This window comes from Bradyrhizobium sp. AZCC 1719 (assembly GCF_036924525.1).
GTDB lineage: Bacteria > Pseudomonadota > Alphaproteobacteria > Rhizobiales > Xanthobacteraceae > Bradyrhizobium.
Window position 1 is genome coordinate 5,455,208 of record NZ_JAZHRU010000001.1, and the last position, 15,910, is coordinate 5,471,117.

Below are 15,910 nucleotides of genomic sequence, written 5' to 3' on the forward strand. Positions count from 1 at the left end.
CATGACCCAGGCAACGCTGCAGCGGCCTTCCGGACGCGGGAAGTTCATTACGTTTGAAGGCGGCGAGGGCTCGGGCAAGTCCACGCAGATCAAGAAACTCGCCGAGCGCCTTGCCGCGGCAAAGCTGCGTACCATCGTCACCCGCGAGCCGGGCGGCTCGCCGGGGGCGGAAATCATGCGGCATCTCGTGTTGTCGGGAATGGGCAAGCTGCTGGGACCGGACGCCGAGACGTTGCTGTTCGCCGCCGCACGCGACGATCACGTTCGCACCGTCATCCAGCCCGCACTCAGCCAGGGAACATGGGTGCTGTGCGACCGCTTCTCGGATTCGACCCGCGCCTACCAGGGCAGCCTGGGCCAGGTCTCTCCGCTCGTGCTCAACGCCATGCAGCGCGTCACCATCGGTGACCTGAAGCCGGACCTCACCATCATTCTGGACATCCCGGTTGAAGTTGGTTTGCAGCGCGCGACCGCTCGCCGCGGCAGCGGCGTGCCTGACCGGTTCGAGTCGGAAGACCTGCAATTCCATCAGGACCTGCGCGACGCCTACAAGCAAATCGCCGCCGAAGACCCGCAGCGCTGCGTGCTGATCGACGCCAATGCCGATGCCGACACGGTTGCTGCCCGCGTCTGGACGGCGCTGCGCGAGCATGTGTTCGCGGTCCCGAGCCCGGCGGGGACGACATGAGCGCGCGCAAGGTCGAGCAGGAAACGGCGGTCAAACATCCTCGCGAAACGGCCGATCTGTTCGGTCACCGCGAGGCGGAGACGGCCCTGCTGAATGCCTATCGCAGCGGCCGCATTCCGCATGCCTGGCTGATCGGCGGCCCGCAGGGCATCGGCAAGGCGACGCTGGCCTATCGCATGGCCCGTTTCGTGCTTGCTAATCCCAATCCATTGCTGCCTTCGGTGCAGCGCGCCGAGACGCTTGCGCTCGATCCGGGCGATCCGGTCGCGCGCCAGATCACGGCCGGCGCCCATGGTGGCCTGCTGGTGCTGGAACGAGGCCTCAACGATCGCGGCGTGATGCGGACAGTCATCACCGTGGATGAGACGCGGGAGACGATCTCGTTTTTCGGCTCGACCGCGGCGGTCGACGGCTGGCGCGTATGTATTGTCGACACCGTCGACGAGCTCAATCCAAACGCCGCTAACGCGCTGCTCAAGATTCTCGAGGAGCCGCCGCACCGATCGCTGTTTCTGCTCGTCAGCCATTCGCCGGCGCGGGCCCTGCCCACGATCCTGTCCCGTTGCCGCAAGCTGCCGCTGCGGCCGCTTGCGACCGGCGACGTCGTGCGCGCGGCGGCGCGAGCCGCCGACATCGCACCCGATGATGCCGTGCTGTCGGAAGCTGCCGACGCGTCGGAGGGGAGCGTGTCCCGCGCACTGACGCTGCTCGGCGGCGACGCGCTGAAGCTGCAGCAGCGGACCGCGGCGCTGCTGGCGACGCTGCCGCAGGTCGATCCGCGCGAGCTGCATGCGCTTGGCGATGCGCTGGGCACCAGCGACCGGGTGGCGCTGGCTGCTTTCATCGACGGCATCGATCGCTGGATCGGCGAAAAGCTGCGCGTCGACGATGCCAATGCAAATCTGCCCCGCCTTGCACGGCTGGCGGAGGTATGGGAAAAGATCATCCGCGCCGCGCGCGACACCGAAGCGTACAATTTGGAGCGAAAACCGCTGGTTTTCTCGGTGTTCGGGATGCTCGCGGACGCGACGCGGTAACCCTCCGCCGGATATCAATTCCGACAATCTATGAGCAATAAAGGAATTCGTGGTGGCGACGGCTGCAAAGAAAGCTTCGAAAAAGCGCAAGGCGAAGAAGGTTCGCAAATCGCCGCCCGCTAGCGCCAGCAAGAAGGCGGCGGCGAAAAAGCGTGCAGCCAGGAAAAGTGCGACGAAGAGCAAGCGCGTCGTGAAGAAGGGCGGCAAGGCTTCGAAAAAGGCTGCAAAGAAGGCTTCGAAGAAAGCGGCGAAGAAGTCGACCAAAAAAGCTGCCAAGAAAGCTGTCAAAAGATCGGCGAAGAAATCCGTTACGAAAACGCCGTCGAAGAAGCGCGCGGTAACGCCGCAGGAAGCGAGCCCTGCCGTTCAAGCGGCGCCGGTCGCAGAAATTCCGAAGCCCGCCGCACCACGCGCAAAGCCGGCTCCCGTCGCCAGGCCGGCAGCGCCCGCCGAACGCGATACCTACTTCATCACGACCGCGATCGCCTATCCGAACGGCCTCCCGCATATCGGGCACGCCTATGAGGCGATTGCGACCGATGCGCTCGCGCGGTTTCAGCGGCTCAACGGCAAGGACGTCTTTTTCCTCACGGGCACCGACGAGCACGGCCTCAAGATGGTGCAAACCGCTGAAGCTGAAGGAATGGGCGTCGCTGAATTGGCCGCGCGCAATGCCGGCCGGTTCAAGGAGATGGACGAGCGCCTCAACGTCTCGTTCGATCGCTTCATCCGCACCACGGAGCCTGACCATCATCGCTCGGTTCAGGTGGTCTGGGATCGGATGCAGCAGAATGGCGATATCTATATCGATACCTATTCCGGCTGGTATTCGGTGCGCGACGAAGCCTATTACGCCGAGGAGGAAACCGTCCTCGGCGAGGACAATGTGCGCCGTGGCCCGCAGGGCTCGCCGGTCGAGTGGGTAGAGGAGAAGAGCTACTTCTTCAAGCTATCCGCATATCAGGACCGCTTGCTGCAACTCTACGAAAGCCAGCCGGATTTCATCGGCCCGGATTCACGCCGCAACGAGGTCATCAGTTTCGTTAAGAGCGGTCTGAAGGATCTGTCGATTTCGCGCACGACGTTCGACTGGGGCGTCAAGGTGCCGAACGATCCCGAGCACGTGATGTACGTCTGGGTCGATGCACTGACCAACTACATCACCGGCGTTGGCTTTCCCGACGAGAGCGATCCGAACTGGCGCTACTGGCCGGCGGACGTGCACGTCATCGGCAAGGACATTATTCGCTTCCACGCGGTGTACTGGCCGGCGTTCCTGATGTCGGCCGGGATTCCCGTGCAGAAGCGGGTTTACGCGCACGGCTTCCTGTTCAGCAGGGGCGAGAAGATGTCGAAGTCGGTCGGCAACGTCGTCGATCCCTTCAATCTGGCCGATCAGTATGGCGTCGACCAGATGCGCTATTTCTTCCTGCGCGAGGTGCCGTTCGGACAGGACGGCAATTACAGCCATGAAGCCATCGTCGCGCGCATCAACGCCGACCTCGCCAACGATCTCGGCAATCTGGCGCAACGCTCGCTGTCGATGATCGCAAAGCAGCTTGGTGGTGTGCTGCCGGAGCCCGGTGAGTTCACCGATAACGACAAGGCGATCCTGGCGCAGGCCGACGCCATGCGGGAAGTCTCGCGCACCGCGATGGCGACGCAACAGATCCATCAATGGCTGAACGCGGTGTGGGCCGTGGTGGCAGAGGCCAACCGCTATTTCGCGGGCGAGGCGCCCTGGGCGCTGGCCAAGACCGATCCTGACAGACAGAAAACTGTGCTGTACGTGACGGCGGAGGTGGTGCGTCAGGTCGCCATTCTGACGCAGCCGGTGATGCCGGATGCGTCGGCCAAGCTGCTGGATAGCCTCGGCATTCCGAACGAGAAACAAGCGCGCGATTTCGCGGCACTTGCCACGCGGATTGAGCCGGGAACGACACTGCCGCCACCGGTCGGCGTATTTCCGCGCTACGTCGAACCAAAGGTGGATTGAGCCGTTTGCAAGCCATGCTCGTCGACAGCCACTGCCATCTCGACTTCCCGGATTTTGCCGAGGACCTCGACGCCATCGTCGCGCGCGCCGAGGCCGCCGGGATCGGCCGCATCGTCACGATTTCGACCCGGGTCAGGCGGCTCGGCGGGCTGCTCGCGATCGCCGAGCGGTTCCCCAACGTCTATTGCTCGGTCGGCACTCATCCGCATCAGGCCGATGAGGAAGACGGCATTCCCGCCAGTGAGCTGATCGAGTTGACGAAGCATCCGAAGGTCGTGGCCTTAGGGGAGGCGGGGCTCGACTATTTCTATGAGCACGGCTCCCGCGAGGCGCAGGAGCGCGGCTTTCGCGCGCATATCGCGGCGGCGCGAGCCACTGGATTGCCGCTGGTGATCCATACGCGCGAAGCCGACGAGGATTGCGGCCGCATTCTCGAAGACGAGGTGGCGAAGGGAGCGTTTCGGGCGGTGCTGCATTGCTACACCGGTGGGCGCGAGCTGGCGATGAAGGCAATTGCGTTGGGCCTGTCGATCTCGTTCACCGGCATTTTGACGTTCAAGAAGTCGGAAGCCTTGCGCGAGCTCGCGGCCGAACTTCCGGCCGACCGCATCATGGTCGAGACCGACTCGCCTTATCTGGCGCCCGGCAAGTTTCGCGGCAAACGCAACGAGCCGTCCTACGTGGTCGAAGTCGCCAAGGTGCTGGCGGAAACGCGTGGCGTCTCGCTGGAAGAGATTTCGCGGCAGACGACCGAAAACTTCTTCCGGCTGTTCTCGAAAGTGCCGGCGCCAAAGGTCGCGGCATGAAGTTGACGCTGACGATCCTCGGCTGCGGCTCTTCGGCCGGCGTACCGCGCCCGGCACTCGGCTGGGGTGCCTGCGATCCCAACAATCCGAAGAACCGTCGCCGCCGCTGCTCGCTGCTGGTCGAGCGCACGGGTGCCCACGGCACCACGCGGATCGTGATCGACACTTCGCCCGATCTGCGCGAGCAGTTGATCGATGCGGAGGTCGATCACATCGACGCGGTGTTCCTGACGCATGAGCACGCCGACCAGACCCACGGCATCGACGACCTGCGTTCGGTCGTGCTGCACCAGCGCCGCCGCATTCCCGTCTACTTCAACCAGTCGACCGCCAAAGACATCATGGCGCGGTTCTCTTACTGCTTCATCTCGCCGGAAGGCAGCGACTATCCGCCGATCCTGACGCGCCATGCGATCGAAGCGGGCGAAAGCCACACCACCGAGGGGAGGGGCGGCCCGGTGAAGCTATCCGCTTTCCTGGTTCACCACGGCAAGATTCCCGCGCTGGGCTTCCGGATTGGGGCCGCCGCCTATACGCCGGACCTCCATGACGTTCCCGAAGAGAGCTGGCCGGCGCTGGAAAACCTCGATCTCTGGATCGTCGACGGGCTGCGTTATGCCGGGCATCCCAGCCATTTCAGCGTCAACGACGCGCTGTCCTGGATCGAGCGCTTCAAGCCGAAGCAGGCTGTCATCACCAACATGCATTCCGACCTCGACTACGAGGTATTGCGCCAGAGCCTGCCGCCGGGCGTGATCCCGGCCTATGATGGTTTGCGGCTGACGTTGAACAGCGCAGGCTGAGTCTGCCGCGGCAAGTCTGCGCGCCGGACGCGGAGGGACGTCGATGATTGGTCTGTTCTTTGAAGTCCAGACAAGGCCCGGGCACCGAGATCAATATCTCGATCTTGCGGCCTCGCTGAAGCCCGAGCTTGAAGCGATGGGCGGCTGTCTCTTCATCGATCGCTTCAGGAGTTTGACACGGGAGAACCTGCTGCTGTCCTATCAGATCTGGCAGGACGAGGGGGCCCTGACGGCGTGGCGAGCCCATGCTCACCATCACGACGTCCAGACAATCGGCCGCGAGAAGGTCTTTTCGGACTATCGCATCCGGGTCGCCCAGGTGATCCACGAAGCAAAGCCCGGCCAGCCGATCTGGCAACCCGAGCGGCGTACGCCTTACAACGATCCCGCAAGGCGCAAGCCGACTTATGTGCTGGCGGCGGAATCGAAGAACGCGACGCTACCGGCCGCGACCGAATTGCGCCGAGACGCTTTCGCAAGCGTCTATCGTGAGGGGCACTTCGCGCATTTGATCGATCTACCAGACGATCAAGCCGGCATCGAATTCGGCGCCCGGCTGTTTGCCGATCCGACAACACAGTACTTCCGCGTTTTCGAGGTCATGCGCGACTACGGCATGTTCGAACGCACGGAGGCGCCGCAGTACTACCGGCCGGTAGAACGATCGTAGGGTGGGCAAAAGGCGCGTAAGCGCCGTGCCCACCATCGCTCGTCGAACTTCCCAAGCGTGGTGGGCACGAGCGTGGTGGGCACGCTTCGCTTTGCCCACCCTACGAAATTACGCCGATATCGCCTTTGCCGAGTCCACCTGATTGCGCAGCATGAATTTCTGGATCTTGCCCGTGGACGTCTTCGGGATGACGCCAAACACGACGGCCTTGGGCGTCTTGAAGCCCGACATGTGGCTGCGGCAGAAAGCGATGATCTCGGCTTCCGTCGCCTTGGCGCCCTCCTTCAACTCGACGAAAGCGCAGGGCACTTCGCCCCATTTCGGGTCGGGCTTGGCAACCACGGCGGCAAACAGCACGGCCGGGTGCTTGTACAGGATGTCCTCGACCTCGACGGAGGAGATGTTCTCGCCGCCGGAGATGATGATGTCCTTGGAGCGGTCCTTGATGATGACGTAGCCGTGCTCGTCGAGCACGCCGAGGTCGCCGGTGTGAAACCAGCCGCCGGCGAAGGCTTCCTGCGTCGCCTTCTCGTTCTTGAGATAGCCCTTCATCACGATATTGCCGCGGAACATGACCTCGCCGATGGTTTCGCCATCGCGCGGCACCTCCTGCATGGTCTGCGGGTCGAGCACGGTGACGGCTTCCTCCAGCGGGTAGGGCACGCCCTGCCGGCGCTTCATCTGGGCGCGTTGGTCGGCGGGCAGTTCCTCCCAGCCCGGCTGCTCAGCGCAGACGGAGGCGGGGCCGTAGACTTCAGTCAGACCGTAGACATGCGTCAGCTTGATGCCGATGCTCTCGGCGCCCTCGAGCACGGCGACCGGAGGTGCTGCGCCCGCGATCAATCCGACCACGCGGCGAGCCTTGTCGCCCTTGGGCGCACCGGGCGCGTTGATCAGCGTGTTGTAGACGATCGGCGCACCGCACATGTGGGTGACGCCGTGATTTTGGATCAGCTCGAAGATTTTTGCGGGATCGACCTTGCGCAGGCAGACATTGATGCCGGCGGCGGCAGCGACGGTCCACGGGAAACACCAGCCGTTACAGTGGAACATCGGCAGCGTCCACAGATAGACCGGATGCTGGCCGAGATTGCCGGCCAGAATATTGCTGACAGCATTGAGATAAGCGCCGCGGTGATGGGTCACGACGCCCTTGGGGTTGCCCGTGGTGCCCGAGGTATAGCTGAGCGCAATTGCGTCCCATTCATCGCCGGGAAGCCTTGCGACGAAGGCCGGATCGCCCGCCGCGACCGCCGCCTCGTACTCGATCTCGCCAATCCGCTTGCCGCCCGCAAACGCCGCATCATCGACATCGACGACGTACGGCTTTGGTCCCTTCATCAGCGTCAGCGCTTCCGCAATCACACCGGCAAATTCAGGATCGACCAGGATGATTTTCGCGCCGCCATGGTCGAGCTGGAAGGCAATCGAGGGCGCGTCGAGCCGGATGTTCAGCGCGTTCAGCACGGCGCCCGCCATCGGTACGGCGAAATGCACCTCGTTCATCGCGGGTACGTTGGGCAACATCGCCGCAACCGTGTCGCCGACGCCGATACCCCGCGCGGCGAGCCAGGACGCAAAGCGCCGGCAGCGCGCATAGGTCTCGGCCCAGGTAAAGCTGCGGCCTTCATAGACCGTGCTGATGTGATCGGGATAAACGGCTGCGCTGCGGGCAAGGAAACTGAGCGGCGTCAGCGGCACGTAATTCGCCGGCGTCTTGTCCAATCCGATCGAATACTGGTTCTGGGCTGCGCTCATCGGCTGTGTCCCATCTACAAAGGTTTGACCTTACAAGAACCCGATGGAAATCCACGGGAAGATCGCCACGATAATCAGGCCGACCATCAGCGCCAACAGGTAACCCCAGATCGGCCGGATACCCTCGGCCGGATCGACGCGCCCGATGGCACAGGCCGCATAATAGCCCACTCCGAAGGGCGGCGCGAATAGCCCGATACCCATCGCAAGAATAACGATCATCGCGTAATGGACCTCGTGGACGCCGACGGCACGGGCGATCGGAAACAATAACGGCCCGAACAGCACGATCGCCGGAATCCCCTCGAGCACGCTGCCCAGGATCACGAAGGCCACGATCGAGACCGCGATGAACGTCGCCGAGCCACCGGGCAGGCCGGTCATGGCGGCCGCCAGCGTCCGCGAAAAGCCGGACTGCGTGAGGCCCCAGGCCATGCCGGTGGCGCAGCCGATGATCAGCAAGATCGCGCCCGACAGGCACGCGGTCTCGACCAACATTGGCACGATCCGGCGCCAGTCGAAATTGCGGTAGATCAAGAGACCGTAAATCAGGTAACCGACGATAAAGGCATAGACGATGCCGATGGTGGAAACCTCGGTTGCGGTCGCAATGCCTTCGACCACGGCGTAGCGGATCACGAATGGCAGCGCGATGGCGGGCAGGGCGATGAGAAACGCGCGGACGACCTCATTGGCGCTCGCCCGCGTGACGTGCCGCAGATCTTCCTTCCGGTAACGCCACCACACCAGCGCCGACAGCGTGATCGCCAGCACCAGGCCGGGCAGCAGGCCGCCGGTGAACAGCGCCGCGATCGATACTCCCGTGACCGAGCCGATGGTGATCAGCACGAGGCTCGGCGGAATGGTCTCGGTCTGCGCGCCCGTGGCGGAGAGGAGGGCGACCAGATCGCCCGGCTTGGCGCCGCGCGCCTTCATCTCGGGAAACAGCACCGGCGCCACGGCAGCCATATCGGCGGCCTTGGAGCCCGAGATACCCGATACCAGATACATCGCGCCGACCAGCACGTAATGCAGCCCGCCGCGGACATGGCCGAGCAAGCTCGCCAGGAACGCCACCATGGCGCGCGCCATGCCGGTCATTTCGATCAGCAGGCCCAGGAACACGAACAGCGGCACCGACAAGAGGATGAGGTGGCTCATGCCCTCGTCCATGCGCCCGACCAGCACCATCAGCGGCGTACCCGTGGTCAGCGCCAGATAGCCGTAGGTCGCCAAGCCAAAGCCGAACGCAATCGGCACGCCGGCGAACACGCAGAAGCCGGCCACGCCGACAAAGAAGATGATCAGATTGAGGTTGCCGAGCGGTTTGAGCGAGCCCCTGAGCAGCCAGAATATCGCGATGACAAGTGCGACCGACAGGATCGCGCCCAGCACCGTGCGAACGTTGCCGACGCGGGCCAGACGCAGCAGCGCGAACAGCGCCATCAGCGCAATGCCGACCGGCAGCGCCGCGGCGCGCCAGCTATTGAGGATCTGCAATGCAGGCGTGGTGATGTAGCTTTCCTCGTAGGCGTATTCGTAGGCTGGCCAGGCAATCAGGATGAGAAACGCCAGGGCGGCTGCTGTCGCCACCAGATCGAGATAGGCGCGCATGGCGGGCTTCGCGTTGGCGACGACCGCCGTCATCCGCATGTGCTCGGCGCGGCGGAATGCTACGGCGGCGCCGAGCATGGCGAGCCACAGGAACAGGATTGAGGCCAGTTCGTCAGACCAGATCAGCGGCCGATGCAGCGCGTAGCGCGCCACCACGCCGGCAAACAGGATGACGATTTCGGCGACAACCAGCAGCGCTGCGGGAAGCTCGACCAGCATTCCCAGGGCGTGTTCGATGGAAGCCAGCAACGAACGGCGGCGAGGGGGCTGAGCCACCTCACCGCCAACCACTTCACTCAGTTCGGCATGAGCCACGACGGCCGCCCGCTTCTTTTTTGACGCGTTTTCTTTACGCGAACCGGTATCCACTTCGCTCGAAAACGCTATGCGATTACGACAGCTTGCCTACGGATTTCTCGAGCAGCTCCCAAGCCTGGTCGCCGTATTTACCTTTCCATTCCGCGTAGAAGCCGGCCGAGCGCAGCTTGTCGCGGAACGGCGTCACGTTGGGCTGGTTGAAGGTCAGGCCCTTGCCCGCCAGTTCCTGCTGCAGCCCGGCGTTCAGCTTGGCGACGTCCTCGCGCTCCTTGATGGCCGCCGCGTTGATGTTCTTGGCGACGATCGTCCTGACATCCTCAGGCAGCTTTTCCCAGGCGCGGCGGTTCGCCAGGAACCAGAAGCCGTCCCACATGTGGTTGGTCAGCGAACAGAACTTCTGCACTTCGTATAGTTTGGCAGTCGAGATGATCGCCAGCGGGTTTTCCTGGCCCTCGACGATCTTGGTCTGCAGCGCCGAATAAACCTCGCTGAAATTGATCGAGGCGGGCGCTGCATCGAACGCCTTGAACATCGAGGTCCAGAGCGGCGACACCGGTACCCGGATCTTGAAGCCCTTGAGGTCCTCCGGGCCGCTAATGGGCTTGGTCGACGACGTCGTCTGGCGGAAGCCGTTATCCCAGATCTTGTCCATCACCACGAGGTTCGCCTTGGTGATTTCGCCGCGGATATAAGCACCCAGGCCCCCGTCCATGGCCTTCCAGACCGTGTCGTAATCCGGGAATGCGAAGCCGATGCCGCTGATAGACGCCGCCGGCACCAGCGTCGCTAGAATCAGTCCCGAGAGCGTGAAAAATTCCACGCCGCCGGACCTGATCTGGCTCAGCATGTCCGTATCGGAACCGAGCTGGTTGTTCGGGAAAATCTGCAGGTCGAACCGGCCCTTGGTCTCGGCTTTGATCGCCGCCGCCATTTCCTTGGCGCGGGCGTTCATCGGATGGCCGTCCGGAAGATTATTGGCGTATTTGTAGGTAAATTCGGCGGTCTGGGCTCGCGCCACCAATGGTGCGCCGATGCCGCCCAAAACCGCTGACGCAGCGGATGCCTTGAGAAGCGTGCGTCGTGAAAAGCTCATCTCATTCTCCCTTGAGAGTTATTGTTCTTGAGGTCCGAAACACGGACCTGCGGTCTCCACGGGATCATCAGCGATCGCCGCGCTCGCGCTTATTGCAGCGTCAGCAGATGTCGGCAATAGGAATGGCCGGGACGCAGCAGATCAGGACTCTCATGGCCGGCAAAGGCGGGCCGTTTCGGCGCCGGAGCTGACTAGATTTGCCAGCATATCCGCCCAAGTATTTGATCTAATTGTAGATATAAATATTCCATAATATACCTTATGCGAATTGCGGGTACGCGATCGGAGTGTGCCCCATTGGCAAGGATGCTTCGGGTTCGATCTGAGTCATTCGTGCTCTATTTGAGTCTGCCTGGATTTACGGCGCCCTGTGCACTTCAGGTCTAGGAATTTCGCAGCCAGAATGTGCTCGGCGTTAGACTGAGGGAACTCAACGCGGAAGCAGCGGACCAAGAGGTCCCAGGTCGATATTCAGGTCCTCGGCGGCGAGCCCGAAGTGCTCCCGCAGGCGCGATATGCGGTTGTCTAGAAGCATCAGCGTCATGCCGACGCGCTCCTCCTCCGCTTCGGTCAAGCCGCCCTCGTCGACACGACGAAGCGCCTGTCGCTCCACGAGTTGACGCAGCAACTCCACGACGGTGAGCACCAGGCGGGCCAGATCTCGTTCGACCGTGTCAGGCGCCATCGAAATGCGCTGGCGCGGCCCCTGCTCATGTCCAGCGACGTCGGCGCTCACTGGTCTCGCTCCGCTGCGCCAGATCGCGTGGTCCGGCCGAGCGACGTGATCAGAGCGCGAAGCGAGATTTGCACCATGTCGATGTCGGCGATCGCCAGCGTGATGTCTCCGGCCAGCACGATGCCACCCGCCAGGAGCCGGTCGAGCAGGTCGACTAGTGCGACCTCTCGAGCCGGGAACGCGGCGGGGCTCACGTGCGCTCCTCGCTGTCGGCGAACGAATAGGGCGGCCAGGGGCCCGTGATCTCGAGCGTCACGTGCGGGTTTTCGGCGCCCAGCCGCTGTGCACGGGCGGTGAGTTCTTCGGCGCGCCCGGCATCCACCAGGTAGGCTGCGTTGAATACATTTTCGCCTGGAGCAGCGGACAGCTCGGCGCTCTGCGTTCGGTGTTGGCGGCGATCGACGGCAAGCCCGGCGAGAACGGCGTCCACCTGCTCGGCCGCAGTGGTTGCGCGCCGCCACGCGTGCTGGCGCCGATCGCGCTGCTCGCGGCGGTTGCGCAGGTAGTCCCTGCCCGCGCGCGCCGATCCGGACCCGTCGGTTTTCTCAGCCACGGACATGGCGCCGGCAGATGCGCCCGCGTGCTGCACGTAGATCTTCACCCCCACCTCCACGCGGCCCGCGAATCGATCCAGCGTCTCGCGGAAGCGCCGGTACTCCCGGCGTAGCAACTGCGCAACGCGGTCGTCGGTGCGGTGAACGGTCGCGAGGCGGAACGGCAGCGTTGGTGTGCACGCGGCAATCGCCGCCACGACCCTGTGGTGCGCGCGTGCGATCACCTCTAGCTCCGCCAGCGTCTCCAGCCTGGCTCGCAGCGCGGTCTCGTCGGCGTCGGCAGGTGCAAGCGGACTGACCACGGCGACCAGGTCTTGGTGGCGGACCAGGTGGATCGCGGCGCCGTCGACGCCGACGAGGCCGGCCGCCTGGGTCGGATTGAACGGGCGCGCGACCGCGTAAGTATAGCTCGCTGTGCTCATCGCCGTGCCTCCAGAGTGGCGGTTTCCAGCGCCCTGATCTTCTTGCGCAACCGCGCGTTCTCGGCCGCGAGCGGCCGCGGCCGTGGCTGGGAAAGCGCCGGATCGTGCTCCCACCAGTCGATCCCCATCGCCTTGGCCTTGTCCACCGACGCGACCAACAGCCGGAGCTTGATGGTTAGAAGCTCGATGTCGAGCAGGTTGATCTTGATGTCGCCGGCGATGATCAGCCCTTTGTCCAGAACCCGCTCCAGAATGTCAGCCAGGTTCGGCGAAGCATCCTGGCGTCCGTGCCACAAGCCTTGTTCCATCATGCGATCATTCCTCGCTTTTGTCCCTCGTCCAGCCGGTCGAGGATCTCGTCCTCGCGTCGATCGAATTCCTCGGCATCGATCAACCCTTGATCCAGTTGCCGCGAAAGCTCGGCCAGCTCGCGCCGGATGGCTGCCGGGCCGCAATGCTGTTCGGCAGCGGCGTCGACCACCCGGTCGATGGTCCACAGCGCGAAGCGGGCCGGCGCGAGCGGCAGCAACAAGACATGCGACAGGAGTCCCACCGCCACGGCCCTCACACGTCCGCTTCGTTGCCGACGAAGCTGTATGGTGGCAAGGGCCCGTACAACTCGACGCTTGCGTAGCCGGGCAGCTCGCGGCGCAGCGGCGACAGGGCACCATCGAAGTCCGCCCGGGCGCCGGACGCCACCAGGAACGATACGTTGACGAAGCAACCGTCGACCGGCGGGCCCCGACGTATCTGCGCGGCATGTGGTTGCAGGCGGGCGATGACCTGGCCCGCGTCACGCGCGCGCCGCTCCGCAACGGCGGCGGCCACGTGCTCGCCGAACGCCACCTTGTCCTGATGGCGGCCGCCATCGGCGGCACGAAGTGCGTGATTTCGCGCGCGTAACTCGTCGTTCTGAAGCAAGAGGTCGCGGAGAAGAGCTTCCTCCGCATGAACGCCTTTGACGTTGAGCTCGACATGGCCATCGATCCGGCACAGCAGTTCGCCATAGCGACGCGCCCTCGATCGAAGCTCCGTCTGCACGGCCTCGTCGTCGGGCGCGACTATCCCGAACCGCATCGGCAGCACGGTGCCGGCTGCGTAGATCCGTCCGATGACCGCATCGTGCTTCACCAGATCGCGCCGCTTCGCGCGCAAGTTCTCCGGCGCGTCGCTAACCACCGCGACGAGATCCTGCTCGCACACGAGCCGGAGGGCGGGAGCTCGCTCTCCCACCCCCACCGCGCCTTCGAGCGGTAGTGGGTGCGAGGCACGCGTGACACAGTAGACGTAGCTGCTCATCAGTCGTCCTTTCCGTTGGGTCAGCCGATTTCCGTGCGCGCCCGGCCGGGTAGCTCGAGCGGCAGCGCGCCGTCGGGCAGCGAGCGGCCGATCCGGGGGCTGCTGCCGGTGAGATCGAGGCGGCCACACACCTCGGCGAAGCGCAGGTAAGCATCGACGCCGGCCACGACGACCCGCGCATCGATGGTGACCACCTCGAGGCCGATCACCGACACACGCACGAACACGTCGATGACCAGCCCGCGGTCCAGGATCAATTCAACGACTTTGTACAGCTCGCCCGACAATCTGCCGTTTGCTTGAGGCGTTTGAGTCATTGCTATTCCAGTCATACGGTTTGCTCCTTCCGGAAAACACGATTTGTCCTTCCGGAAGCTGATACGCGCATGGCTTCGCATCAGTTTCAAAACGAGGACGTAAGCCGCGTCGCCTCGCGCTGCCGCATGCGCTCGCCGCCAATTTTCACTGTCAGTGCAAAGGGTTTCCGTGGGGCCCTACTGCGCGTCGCGCCTTGGCGCTCTTAGGTGGACTCCGATGCAACCAGGAAAATCGGCAGTTTGACTCGAATGGAACCGGAGTGGACTCGAATGCAGCGGTGAAACAGCCGGTGAACATTTCCGTTTTTTGCTGCCGAGACTCAGATCCAATCAGAAACGACATGCACTGAGAACAGAAACGAGTCGCGGCTTAGGCCAATAACGAGTCCGTCAGACCCGTCCCTGCTGTGGAAGATTAGAAGGCAGACGTATTGCGCTCGGTCGCGCTCCGCTGCGGCTGGAACAAGCCTCATGGCCCGCCCGCAACTCGGCATTCAATCCAGCAGCACGGCATCGGTCGCCTGTGCGCAGAACCTCAATCCGCAGCCACTGCCACCGTCGCCAAGCTGGCGTTGCCTGCCGGCCCCGACGTTCGCGTGAAGATCACCGAAGCCTATACCGCATATGTCGCGTCCGACGAGAACGCATAATCGCATGCGCCCGAACCAAGATGCGCCTATGGCGGCGGCTGCTTGGTCCGGCGCGCGATATCAGAGAGGGACGTCCGCCGCGTCATGACGCTGGTCTTGCGCGCCGATCACGCCGCCTTGCTTAGCTCGGTCGTGAGCCTCTTCTCCGCATCGGTTGAGAGGGAGGTTCGAAGGACGCGCGGCTTGAACGGTTCGATCTCCGGCAGCACCTTGTCTTCGGTGACTTTCCTGAAGAGCACAAAGAGCGCAGAGGATCCTTCCGGAATCGTCTCTCCGAGCTTCTTGATGAAGTCGTCACGGATTCCGAAGTCGGTGAGAGAGCCTGATAAAGCGCCCATGCCGGCACCGGCAATTGCACCGAGCGCCATTCCGGCGAGCGGATTCAGGAAAAGGAGACCGACAAGCGCGCCCCACAAGGCGCCGGTGGTCCCGCCGGTGGCCGCGCCAACTTTCGTTAGGCTGACGGCTTGCTTGAGGTAGACTTTACCGCCCTTCTCGCGTTCAACGACGCAAGCATCTTCGAGATCGATGAGGTACTCCTTCTGCAGAGACCGCAGCTTGTTGAGCACCTCATCTGCGGTGTGCAGTCCATCAAAGCCGAGAACGACCAGATCGCTCATTGTGCTCTCCTTTCGTAGACAAGTTTGAACATCGGCATTGCTTTGTCTGTGCCCGCCTCCATCCCAATTCCCCAATGAGCGTCGGGCCCGCCGGGGAGTTGCCGCCACTCACGGACTGATCGATATTGCGATGGCACCGGGCAGCACTTGTCGCACCCAGCGCCACCGCGATCATTCTTGGTGGCAAGGCGACTGATCTCATCCGCAAACGTTCACCGGTACCGTACGCCAACCCCAGCCGGTCCAGACTTGACGATGACGCACAACGCTCCTGGCGACAACTCTGATGCTGTTTCAAGGCCAACAACAACCTGAGAGGCAATTGGTGCTCTAGCCTCGCCCTGAGTGACCTTCACGATGTGGTGAGCGTTGCCGGTGGACGGACCAGTCGACAGCTCAATCAGCTCGCGAGCTCGAGCCGGACCGTCAGCAGCCAGCGTTCGCCAATCTGCATTGGAGCCCGCTGATTTCATCGCTGGTACGAACCCCCGCTTTCCACCCACAATGCGGCTCCAGGCGAAACACAAAG

17 protein-coding genes are annotated in these 15,910 nt (G+C 63.4%); 6 read left to right on the forward strand and 11 right to left on the reverse strand.

Annotation, left to right across the window (positions count from 1 at the left end; genetic code table 11):
* Window position 1: 1 nt before the first annotated feature.
* From tmk to V1292_RS25740, 6 genes are read left to right on the forward strand one after another with little or no spacing between them, the layout of a single operon-like run.
* On the forward strand, window positions 2-688 hold the full coding sequence (gene tmk, locus V1292_RS25715) for a dTMP kinase (protein WP_334375427.1): 687 nt from the start codon (window positions 2-4) through the stop codon (window positions 686-688).
* A complete protein-coding gene (locus tag V1292_RS25720) occupies window positions 685-1,725 on the forward strand; it encodes a DNA polymerase III subunit delta' (protein WP_334375428.1) in 1,041 nt (346 codons plus the stop codon). Before tmk ends, V1292_RS25720 begins: the two co-directional genes overlap by 4 nt.
* 52 nt (window positions 1,726-1,777) lie before the next feature.
* A complete protein-coding gene (gene metG, locus V1292_RS25725; protein WP_334375429.1) occupies window positions 1,778-3,721 on the forward strand; it encodes a methionine--tRNA ligase in 1,944 nt (647 codons plus the stop codon).
* A gap of 14 nt (window positions 3,722-3,735) precedes the next feature.
* The gene (locus V1292_RS25730) at window positions 3,736-4,527 is read left to right on the forward strand and encodes a TatD family hydrolase (protein ID WP_334377164.1); all 792 of its coding nucleotides are present in this window, start codon (window positions 3,736-3,738) and stop codon (window positions 4,525-4,527) included.
* Complete coding sequence (locus tag V1292_RS25735; protein WP_334375430.1) at window positions 4,524-5,330, forward strand: MBL fold metallo-hydrolase; 807 nt, start codon at window positions 4,524-4,526, stop codon at window positions 5,328-5,330. The genes V1292_RS25730 and V1292_RS25735 overlap by 4 nt, the downstream gene beginning before the upstream one ends.
* Window positions 5,331-5,373: 43 nt before the next feature.
* Window positions 5,374-6,000 (forward strand): antibiotic biosynthesis monooxygenase family protein, encoded by a 627-nt coding sequence (locus tag V1292_RS25740; protein ID WP_334375431.1) that lies wholly within the window; start codon window positions 5,374-5,376, stop codon window positions 5,998-6,000.
* A gap of 108 nt (window positions 6,001-6,108) precedes the next feature.
* On the opposite strand, the gene V1292_RS25745 is transcribed toward V1292_RS25740, so the two are convergent.
* The 11 genes from V1292_RS25745 to V1292_RS25795 all read right to left on the reverse strand — a co-directional run bounded on the left by V1292_RS25745 (window position 6,109) and on the right by V1292_RS25795 (window position 15,381).
* Window positions 6,109-7,758, reverse strand: coding sequence for an acyl-CoA synthetase (locus tag V1292_RS25745; RefSeq protein ID WP_334375432.1), 1,650 nt, complete (start codon window positions 7,756-7,758; stop codon window positions 6,109-6,111).
* A 30-nt stretch (window positions 7,759-7,788) separates the two neighbouring features.
* Window positions 7,789-9,687, reverse strand: a complete 1,899-nt coding sequence (locus V1292_RS25750) for a TRAP transporter large permease (protein ID WP_334375434.1) — start codon at window positions 9,685-9,687, stop codon at window positions 7,789-7,791.
* 76 nt (window positions 9,688-9,763) lie between these two features.
* Window positions 9,764-10,783, reverse strand: a complete 1,020-nt coding sequence (locus V1292_RS25755; protein WP_334375436.1) for a TRAP transporter substrate-binding protein — start codon at window positions 10,781-10,783, stop codon at window positions 9,764-9,766.
* A 430-nt stretch (window positions 10,784-11,213) separates the two neighbouring features.
* Entirely contained in the window at window positions 11,214-11,519 is a 306-nt protein-coding gene (locus tag V1292_RS25760; protein WP_334375437.1) for a gas vesicle protein K, read from the reverse strand.
* Window positions 11,516-11,713 (reverse strand): gas vesicle protein, encoded by a 198-nt coding sequence (locus V1292_RS25765; RefSeq protein ID WP_334375438.1) that lies wholly within the window; start codon window positions 11,711-11,713, stop codon window positions 11,516-11,518. Before V1292_RS25765 ends, V1292_RS25760 begins: the two co-directional genes overlap by 4 nt.
* Entirely contained in the window at window positions 11,710-12,495 is a 786-nt protein-coding gene (locus V1292_RS25770; protein ID WP_334375439.1) for a GvpL/GvpF family gas vesicle protein, read from the reverse strand. The genes V1292_RS25765 and V1292_RS25770 overlap by 4 nt, the downstream gene beginning before the upstream one ends.
* The gene (locus tag V1292_RS25775) at window positions 12,492-12,806 is read right to left on the reverse strand and encodes a gas vesicle protein (protein WP_334375440.1); all 315 of its coding nucleotides are present in this window, start codon (window positions 12,804-12,806) and stop codon (window positions 12,492-12,494) included. The genes V1292_RS25770 and V1292_RS25775 overlap by 4 nt, the downstream gene beginning before the upstream one ends.
* Complete coding sequence (locus V1292_RS25780) at window positions 12,803-13,027, reverse strand: gas vesicle protein GvpG (protein WP_334375441.1); 225 nt, start codon at window positions 13,025-13,027, stop codon at window positions 12,803-12,805. Before V1292_RS25780 ends, V1292_RS25775 begins: the two co-directional genes overlap by 4 nt.
* A gap of 32 nt (window positions 13,028-13,059) precedes the next feature.
* Window positions 13,060-13,794: a GvpL/GvpF family gas vesicle protein gene (locus V1292_RS25785; RefSeq protein WP_334375442.1), complete on the reverse strand. Its 735-nt coding sequence runs from the start codon at window positions 13,792-13,794 to the stop codon at window positions 13,060-13,062.
* A 20-nt stretch (window positions 13,795-13,814) separates the two neighbouring features.
* On the reverse strand, window positions 13,815-14,111 hold the full coding sequence (gvpJ, locus tag V1292_RS33965) for a gas vesicle protein GvpJ (RefSeq protein WP_442894547.1): 297 nt from the start codon (window positions 14,109-14,111) through the stop codon (window positions 13,815-13,817).
* 757 nt (window positions 14,112-14,868) lie between these two features.
* Entirely contained in the window at window positions 14,869-15,381 is a 513-nt protein-coding gene (locus V1292_RS25795) for a DUF1269 domain-containing protein (RefSeq protein WP_334375443.1), read from the reverse strand.
* Window positions 15,382-15,910 lie beyond the last annotated feature (529 nt).

Coding starts and splice junctions, on each gene's coding strand:
- tmk (WP_334375427.1), top strand. CDS start 2: ATGACCCAGGCAACGCTGCAGCGGCCTTCCGGACGCGGGAAGTTCATT.
- V1292_RS25720 (WP_334375428.1), top strand. CDS start 685: ATGAGCGCGCGCAAGGTCGAGCAGGAAACGGCGGTCAAACATCCTCGC.
- V1292_RS25730 (WP_334377164.1), top strand. CDS start 3,736: ATGCTCGTCGACAGCCACTGCCATCTCGACTTCCCGGATTTTGCCGAG.
- V1292_RS25735 (WP_334375430.1), top strand. CDS start 4,524: ATGAAGTTGACGCTGACGATCCTCGGCTGCGGCTCTTCGGCCGGCGTA.
- V1292_RS25740 (WP_334375431.1), top strand. CDS start 5,374: ATGATTGGTCTGTTCTTTGAAGTCCAGACAAGGCCCGGGCACCGAGAT.
- V1292_RS25745 (WP_334375432.1), bottom strand. CDS start 7,758: ATGAGCGCAGCCCAGAACCAGTATTCGATCGGATTGGACAAGACGCCG.
- V1292_RS25755 (WP_334375436.1), bottom strand. CDS start 10,783: ATGAGCTTTTCACGACGCACGCTTCTCAAGGCATCCGCTGCGTCAGCG.
- V1292_RS25770 (WP_334375439.1), bottom strand. CDS start 12,495: ATGAGCACAGCGAGCTATACTTACGCGGTCGCGCGCCCGTTCAATCCG.
- V1292_RS25775 (WP_334375440.1), bottom strand. CDS start 12,806: ATGATGGAACAAGGCTTGTGGCACGGACGCCAGGATGCTTCGCCGAAC.
- V1292_RS25785 (WP_334375442.1), bottom strand. CDS start 13,794: ATGAGCAGCTACGTCTACTGTGTCACGCGTGCCTCGCACCCACTACCG.
- gvpJ (WP_442894547.1), bottom strand. CDS start 14,111: ATGACTCAAACGCCTCAAGCAAACGGCAGATTGTCGGGCGAGCTGTAC.
- V1292_RS25795 (WP_334375443.1), bottom strand. CDS start 15,381: ATGAGCGATCTGGTCGTTCTCGGCTTTGATGGACTGCACACCGCAGAT.